Annotated in this window: 8 protein-coding genes and 1 riboswitch; of the genes, 2 read left to right on the forward strand and 6 right to left on the reverse strand. The window is 55.6% G+C overall.

The genetic code is table 11. The features are described from left to right. Positions 1-50: 50 nt before the first annotated feature. Positions 51-2,246 carry a photosystem I reaction center subunit IX gene (locus WBP50_RS02735; RefSeq protein WP_423931526.1) on the reverse strand — a complete coding sequence of 732 codons (2,196 nt, stop codon included), beginning with the start codon at positions 2,244-2,246 and terminating at the stop codon, positions 51-53. Positions 2,247-2,673: 427 nt separating this feature from the next. Here WBP50_RS02735 and dapF point away from each other — a divergent pair, with 427 nt between their 5' ends. Then, positions 2,674-3,480, forward strand: coding sequence for a diaminopimelate epimerase (dapF, locus tag WBP50_RS02740; protein WP_423931527.1), 807 nt, complete (start codon positions 2,674-2,676; stop codon positions 3,478-3,480). On the opposite strand, the gene WBP50_RS02745 is transcribed toward dapF, so the two are convergent. Next, complete coding sequence (locus tag WBP50_RS02745) at positions 3,477-3,668, reverse strand: hypothetical protein (protein ID WP_423931528.1); 192 nt, start codon at positions 3,666-3,668, stop codon at positions 3,477-3,479. The genes dapF and WBP50_RS02745 overlap by 4 nt on opposite strands. A 43-nt stretch (positions 3,669-3,711) precedes the next feature. Between WBP50_RS02745 and WBP50_RS02750 the strand changes: the two genes are divergently transcribed. Beyond that, the gene (locus tag WBP50_RS02750; RefSeq protein ID WP_423931529.1) at positions 3,712-5,022 is read left to right on the forward strand and encodes a Glu/Leu/Phe/Val family dehydrogenase; all 1,311 of its coding nucleotides are present in this window, start codon (positions 3,712-3,714) and stop codon (positions 5,020-5,022) included. Positions 5,023-5,045: 23 nt separating this feature from the next. On the opposite strand, the gene WBP50_RS02755 is transcribed toward WBP50_RS02750, so the two are convergent. The 4 genes from WBP50_RS02755 to ribB all read right to left on the reverse strand — a co-directional run bounded on the left by WBP50_RS02755 (position 5,046) and on the right by ribB (position 7,737). Further along, entirely contained in the window at positions 5,046-5,483 is a 438-nt protein-coding gene (locus WBP50_RS02755) for a C-GCAxxG-C-C family protein (RefSeq protein WP_423931530.1), read from the reverse strand. A gap of 99 nt (positions 5,484-5,582) precedes the next feature. Further along, a complete protein-coding gene (locus WBP50_RS02760) occupies positions 5,583-6,050 on the reverse strand; it encodes an AraC family transcriptional regulator (RefSeq protein WP_423931531.1) in 468 nt (155 codons plus the stop codon). 425 nt (positions 6,051-6,475) lie between these two features. Further along, the gene (locus WBP50_RS02765) at positions 6,476-6,970 is read right to left on the reverse strand and encodes a thermonuclease family protein (protein WP_423931532.1); all 495 of its coding nucleotides are present in this window, start codon (positions 6,968-6,970) and stop codon (positions 6,476-6,478) included. A gap of 107 nt (positions 6,971-7,077) precedes the next feature. Then, entirely contained in the window at positions 7,078-7,737 is a 660-nt protein-coding gene (ribB, locus tag WBP50_RS02770; protein WP_423931533.1) for a 3,4-dihydroxy-2-butanone-4-phosphate synthase, read from the reverse strand. A gap of 54 nt (positions 7,738-7,791) precedes the next feature. Then, positions 7,792-7,944, reverse strand: a riboswitch (FMN riboswitch).

The raw sequence follows: 7,944 nt of genomic DNA on the forward strand, positions 1-7,944 counted from the left end.
GGCCAAAAGAGATCCGGAGGGTTTTTGAGGCCCCCCGGGATGGACTATACTCAGGCAACCAGCTTGATCAGGAAGTCCACAACCTGTGTAAGCATCTGCTGTCCGGATACGGCGGCATCAGCGACAGGCGGCGGAAGCGGAGAGTCTGTCTGATAGAAACCGTTACCGATAAAGAGGAAGACAAGCATAAAGGTACCGCCGAAATACAGGAAGGTACCGGCAAGCTTCGAATCGGAAATCGTCAGCACCGGGAAGCGGAAAGATACGTCCCTGTTGAGGAACTTCTTGCCGAGCCAGCGTATGGTGCGGGTCTGGATGTCAGCACCTTCAAGACGGGAACCGCGATCCTCAAACCATACGGCAAAGCTGATGAACCAGATCAGGTGACCGATCATGAGAATCGTCGAGAGATGGGAACTCGAGAAGATCGTCACGGTCTCTGTCCAGAAATAATAGAAGATGCCCGAAGTATAGTGATGAGCCAGGCCTGCAACGGAATCCCATGCCTTCGCATCGGCAACCGGCACACCGTACATCATCGAAGCGATCCATGCTCCGTCGATATACCAGCAGACAGCTGAAAGACCCTTGACTCCCCAGAGCATGGCGAACCAGAGCTGATCCTGAATGGATACGCCGCAGGTACCACCGTAAACCGGTCCGAGACAGGGGAAGGAATAGGAGTTCTTTTTAAGACCGAGATCATCCCACAACGGAGAGGTGTGCGAGAAGAATGCGATACGCACGAGTGCGATAAGCGAGAACAGCGAGCCTGCAGTAATGACATGAGCCATAACCCAGTCGTTGATGCTCGGATCGGCAAACATCCACTGGAAGACAGGTAGCGGTTTCAGCCAGTAGAACGACATCATGATGTTGGTGCCGAAAATATTCAGCTCGCAGATGGTGTTCCAGACGATAACCGCATAGACGGAAAGCATGGTGGCGAAGCAGAGCGCCATGACGGTACCGAGAATCTTGACCTGGACTTCCTGGTCACGGCCTTTGGTGATCCAGATGGACTTGATCTGGTTGTACAGACCGTTCAGCTGAATCTTGAGGAGATACTGACCGCCATGATAGACACCGGCAAAAACATAGAGAACGCCGCAGATGATATGGTTGAAGGTAATCAGGTTGATGACCACCCTCGACATGCCGAATGCCTGGCCGTTCTTTGGAAGAATGGCGTAGGGAGCGAATTCGGCGAATTCCTTCTTGCCTGACAGGATTCTGCCGCCTTCCTGTACGAAGTCGTAGCTGACGCGGTTGAAGGGCTCACCGTAGAGGTAGAATACGAGGTTGTCGAGTTCCTTGTAATACGCGTGGAAGGATGGCTGCTGGAAAGCAACGAAAGCGATGACGCCGAGTGCGATGTTGATGTAGCCGATAGCGGTCAGGTGAACGGAAAATGCCGCCTTCATGTCGTCATTGAGGTGAATGGCTGCATTGGGAGGATTGTTCCACCAGTAGATGCCGAGAGCGAAGAAAATGACCGCGAACACGAACGACATGAACGGCTCTGAATTGATGGTCTGGAAATCGGGTACGGGAGGAATGCCGAGAGCGAACCACATCACAAGACCCCAGCCGAGAAAAAGCAGCGACATGTATACGGTGTGAGGTCCAAGGGCATCCTTGTATGTCTTCGCGCTTGTGCCGTTGAAGGCCATATCACCGAACTTGCCGAGAAAACGGAAGTCGCGGAAGTTGCCTGCCCTGCCGGTGAACGGGTTGGTCAGGTTGTGCGTCCAGTGCCTCCATCCGCCGAAAAGCAGAATGGAACCGGAAATGACATGCAGAAGAGCCCAGCCGAGAAGGTTGATCGCCGCCTGTTCGAGATCGGCGGTTTTTGTGCTGTAGGTGTCGATGCCGAGAGAGACCATCCTCGGCTTGATGGTAAGATAGAACCAGTTATCGTGAAAGCCTGCATAACCGCCAGGGAAGACCTGGATCCCGGAAATGTAGTAGATCGCCATGAGAAAGCCCATGACGCCGAGAAGTGCAAGGTGGCCGCCGACTACCTGTTCGTCGTCCAGCTTTTCGGTATCAAAGACCTGATACCACTTCGTGGTTCTGGTTTCTGTTCTCTGGAACAGAAATCTCCTCATTTTGGCAGCGTCCTGTTCCTTGATAACGGATGGAGCTCCGGGTGCGCCGTTTCCCTTGGGAGATGGAACATTCCCCTTGGGAGGTGGGACAGATCCCTTTGGCTTGACTCCTGCAGGATTCACTTGTTCAGCCATTGTATTCTCTCCTTTGTTTGGTCGTATTTCAGGTTGAAGAAACCGAAAAGAAAATCTGTGCGTTGTGCCTTGCAATGCCGGTAAACACCGGTCCGGATTTCAGATAAAAAAGCACATGGTATCAATGCCGCTCTTGAATGGCATCCGCCGCTCAGGCCGCGCTCATGTGCAAATCTCAAAAAATCAGCAAGGAATACAGAACAAATCTATCGCTATTGCCGTTACCTGGCTTATGCCCGACAAATCACTTGACATAGTAGCAGACAAAATAAGAAAAATTATTTAATAATAAATTTTTTTGGCGCGGCTTTCACCCGCAGCGGCTGTATTTTAGCCATTCTAACTTGTTGAAAACCCTGGTGGTTCATGGAATGCACCCCGGAGAATACACTGAAAACAGACCACGAAACAAGCGGCAGGTAACGGTATGCAGATCAATTTCACAAAGCTTTCGGGAGCCGGAAACGATTTTATCGTCATCGACAACAGGAGCAGGGCCCTGCAGCTCACCGGCGACCAGATCAATGCCCTGTGCACGAGAAGAACGGGAATAGGAGCGGACGGCCTCATTCTCATAGAACCATCGGCTCGTTTCGACTTCAGCATGAAGTACTACAATGCCGACGGACTTCCGGGATCGATGTGCGGCAACGGAGGACGATGCGCGGCTTATTTCGCGCATGTCGAAGGAGTCCCGTCCGCCGAAAAGGGGCGCTACGCTTTCGAGGCCAACGGCAACCGCTACGACGCAGCCATCACCGGACCGGAACAGGTTAGGCTGCACATGCTCGACCCTCGGGATTTCCGTGACGGACTGCCGGTTGAGGGACTCACCTGCCATTATGTCAACACAGGGTCACCCCATGCCGTAATCTATACTTCCCAGGGGGAGCTCGACCGTATCGATGTCTATAACGAGGGCCGCGCCGTAAGGCACAGAACGGATATCTTTCCGGAGGGAACCAATGTGAACTTCCTTGAGATAACCTCTCCGGACGGCCTCAGTGTAAGGACATTTGAAAGAGGCGTCGAGGACGAAACCCTTGCCTGCGGAACCGGAGCCGTTGCAGCAGCACTCATGAGCTACCGGCTTGGAAAGGTGACCTCTCCCACGGTGAAGGTGAAAGTCCGGAGTGGTGATATTCTTGAAGTCTCCTTCAGTGAAAATCTGAAAACCGTAACCCTCTCCGGCCCGGCAAAAATCATCTACCGCGGCACGGCCGAACTTCCTTAACCGCCACTTCCCGCGATGCCTGGGGGAATGCTTTCCCGCAGGGCATCCACGGGGAAATGCTCGAAAAAACGGAAAATCCTCCCTATCTTTGTTACGGCAACAGCGGTGAAGACCCCTGTGACGACAAAATGAGTGTCGTCGGCTTCGGCACCGTTATCCTCTTCGAGCCCTGAACAGGCTGATCCCATAGTGCCTGCGCGACTTTCTTGCCCTGGTTAAACCACTCGAGCCATGACCGAAAGAACCGAATCCAGAGAATGCACGCTTCCCGATATGCTTATGCAGACCGGAACCCCTTCGGAACGAAACCCGTTCGTCTCGGCCCGTAAACAGCTTGACGAGGCTGCCGCGATCATGCAGCTCGATCCCGCCACCCACGAACTGCTCCGCTGGCCGCTCAGGGAGCTCCATGTCACCATGCCGGTTAAAATGGATAACGGCTGCACGAAAATCTTTCATGGGTTCAGGGTACAGTATAATGATGCGCGCGGGCCGAACAAGGGGGGCATCCGCTTTCACCCCGACGAGACCATCGATACGGTACGGGCCCTGGCCGCATGGATGACCTGGAAAACAGCCGTCATGGATCTGCCTCTCGGAGGAGGAAAAGGAGGGGTGATCTGCGATACGAAATCCATGTCGAACGGCGAACTCGAACGGCTCTCGCGCGCCTATATCCGCCAGGTCGGTCGCATGCTCGGCCTTGAAAAGGATGTTCCGGCGCCCGACCTGTACACCACGCCCCAGATTATGGCCTGGATGGCCGACGAGTACTCCTTTATGCAGGGAAACAACGAATTCGGAGTCATAACCGGAAAACCCCTCCCCCTCGGAGGGTCTGCAGGCAGGGGAGATGCCACGGCAAGGGGAGGAATCTGCTGCGTCCGTGAAGCTGCCGGGGTAGCCGGTCTCGACCTTTCCGGCCAGAGGGCTGCAATCCAGGGATACGGCAATGTCGGCAGTCATGCCCACAAACTTGCCGCCGAACTGCTCGGCATGAGGGTGGTCGGCGTATCGGATTCAAAAGGCGGCATATACAATCCCGAAGGTCTCGACCATGCGGCAGTCAGCGCACACAAACAGGCTACCGGCTCGGTAACCGGCTTTCCCGGAGCCTCGGCTGTATCGAACGAAGCGCTGCTCGAACTCGACGTTGCCGTACTCTTTCCTGCCGCGCTGGAATCGGTGATAACCGGCCTGAACGCGGAAAACATCAAGGCGAAAATCGTTGCAGAACTTGCAAACGGCCCGACCACTCCCGAAGCCGACAGCATCCTCCACGGCAGAGGGGTCATGCTTATCCCTGACTTGCTCTGCAATGCCGGAGGCGTCACGGTCTCCTATTTCGAGATGGTTCAGAACACGTACGGGTACTACTGGGAGGAGACTGAGGTTCAGCGGCGGCTTGAAAAAAAGATGAAAACCGCATTCCGGAACGTGATCGACACCTCACGAAGGTACAGCGTGCATAACCGCCTCGGCGCTTACATTGTAGGAGCAGGGCGAGTGGCGGACGCGATGAAGCTGAGGGGGTGGGTATGAGTACGGCCGGTTCGAGGGGTATATTATAATATATGTTCGAGGATATCGACGACGCTGCGTACGCAGGGAGTGCATACCGTGCTGCAATACCCGTTATCCGAGTAAGCCTTTCGCCCCTCCTCGGTCATGAGCTCGCAGCCGCTGAGGAGGGTGCTGCAGCAATAGGATCCGTGCCGTTCGGCAAACCGGCACATGAGCTCCCTGGTCTTTGCATACGCAATGCCTGAAGCAGACCGGTCGTCGCCTTCCCCCCGGCCATACCGTGCGCCGATAACCATCACGCCGCCGGTCACAGCGCCGCAGACCTCCTGCATCCGTCCAATTCCCCCGCCGAATCCCGAGGCGATCTTCAGCGCGGTGTCCCCTGCTATGCCGAGATCGTCGCTGAACGAAAACAACACCGACTGGGCGCAGTTGTACCCCTCGGAAAAAATCGAAACCGCCCGTTCACTTCTTGTCATCCTGTGTTCCAGTCAAAAGATTACCGTTTTTCATGCCATCTTGCCACAGCCGGGCCACAGGCCGAAATCGCTCTGGAAACAGCACCGCGCGACAATGCGTTACCTCCGTTTCAGGGGAATGCAGATATCGACAAACCACTTCCCTTCGGGATGCTCCGCGCCATTATTGCGATACAGCTCATAGCATGGCCTGTCGTCACACTCGTATCCGCTGCCAGCCAGCCAGGCGAACGCGTCGTTCCAGGCCTGGGGAAAGCCGTCCGAATCGAGTTCGAATCCGCATACCGCATAGGAACCTCCGCTGATTACCTGCAGGCCGATCTGGGCGTCGGTGACGGTCCCCGGAGGAACGCTGACGCAGGCATCAACCCTGCAGTTTTCCGGCGAGGTCACTTTCGGATCATCCCAATAGACCCCGAGCACCACTCCTCGGTCGAAGTGGCCTTTCGGGCCCGCCCACCGCGCCAGTTCATCGAAAGCCTGCCCGCAGGTCTCCTTGCCGTAAGCCCCGATCTTGCGCACATACGCGACGGTATACTCCGGCATCTCCTGTATTTCTGTTTTCATCTCTTTTCTCCAAGGTTGCATCGGCAGATTTTCGAACTCCACGGAAGCAGTATACGCCGTATGCAGCGATAAAACGTTTTCATCGTTGCCGTGTTCATGTTTCCTCTCTTGCTTTTCCGGAATGCTGGCGAAAAGCTTTGGCAAAATTCCGGGAACCCGAGAAACCGCAATCCAGCGCTGTACCGGTAACCGTGTCCCGGCGATCTCTTCAAGTGTAAGCCCCCCGGATCGCGCTGCTGATAGAGTTCATTGCAAGGCATACCCGCCTGCGGTACTCCATTGCCGTATCCCGCATTACCTCCATATGACCGTTCAGATATGATGCCTGGATAACTACACCGACCATATCCCAATGTAGAAAAAACCGGAAACACATACGCAACCGGCTCCATCAGGAAAAAGGCTGGCCGCATCAGTTGCTGCAACTACGAGGCCGCCCGTTTTTTCCGTCGCCACTCCCAGGGAGGAACCGGCCGGGAATCGGCCCACAGACCGCTGCGCCGCTCGAATGCATCGAGTTCCGAGCGCCCGTAGGAAACATCCCGGGAGTACTCCCGGTACCACCAGGCATATCCCTGCCTGACCAGCTGGAGATTGACATTGGTTCCGCCGATATAGACAACCCCGATGAGACGCCCGTACCGGTCCCGGTCCGTCACCTCGATCCTGACCGCTTTTCCGAAAATCAGCGAAGAAACGTACTGCTTTGCCTTGCCGCCGTATGGCTGGGCTTTTTCGGGAGTATCGATATGGGCAAGACGGATCACGTGGCGCTCGCGGACGGCGTCGAGCAGTTCGATGGTGTCGCCGTCCCTTACCCCCACGACCCGCCCTTCGAGCATCCGGGCATCTGCAGGAGATACCGGGAAAATAATCAGCAGAAAAAAGAGAACAACGCAGCGAAAAAACGGGTAAACCATTACTGATGAACTACTTGAAATTTCACGAACAGACAATTGACGGCGGTTCCACAAAAAAACAGCTTCACCTGAAGGAGATGTCGGCATCGGCGCACAGCCGGCTGCATTCACCTCGGGGAAGCCTCAAGGGCGCTCTGTTCGATATAAGCCACGATATCCCCTACGGTCAGTACCGGAAAACCATGCAGCCTTGAAAAGGCAAGGGTCTCTTCGGTGCCCGCCATGGTGCCGTCGGGATTGGTCAGCTCGCAGAGCACCCCGGCGGGGTTCAGGCCGGCAAGTCTCATGAGATCCACCGTGGCTTCGGTATGGCCGGGACGTTCGAGCACCCCTCCCGGCCTTGCCCTGAGGGGAAAGATATGACCTGGACGGCGGAGATCGGATGGCCGGGCATGTCCGGCGGCGGCGGTTCTGACGGTTTTCACCCGATCGGCGGCGGAAACTCCTGTCGTAACCCCTTCGGCGGCCTCGATGGAAACGGTGAATGCGGTCTGAAATCCGCTGGTATTGTGCTCGACCATCATGGGAAGCTCAAGGGAACGGATCTTCTCGTCGGTCATGCAGAGGCAGACGATACCGCTGCACTCCCGGATAAGCATGGCCATCTGCACAACCGTGACTGACTCTGCCGGAAAAATGAGATCGGCCTCGTTTTCACGGCCGGGATCATCGGCAACCAGCACGCCCTCCCCTCTGCGAAGGGAAAGAAGAGCCTGCTCGACACGGGAAAAAGCACTGCCGGATTGTTCTGAAAACATCTGATTCATGGCTGCTGTATTAAAAATTGCATGAATCAGGGCGCAGGAATACCCTTGAGGCATTCTCATTCTCTTTCGTCCGGACTCTGACCGTCGGCCTTGGCTTTTCACCAAATCTGCTGACCTTCCGCCATGCAGCGGAAGCGCTCGCGGGCTCTCCGGACAAGTCGCCCGGAATACCGCCGGTGGGGAATCACACCCCGCCCTGAGATAGCA

Origin of the sequence: Chlorobium sp., assembly GCF_049593655.1 — a bacterium.
Lineage (GTDB): Bacteria > Bacteroidota > Chlorobiia > Chlorobiales > Chlorobiaceae > Chlorobium.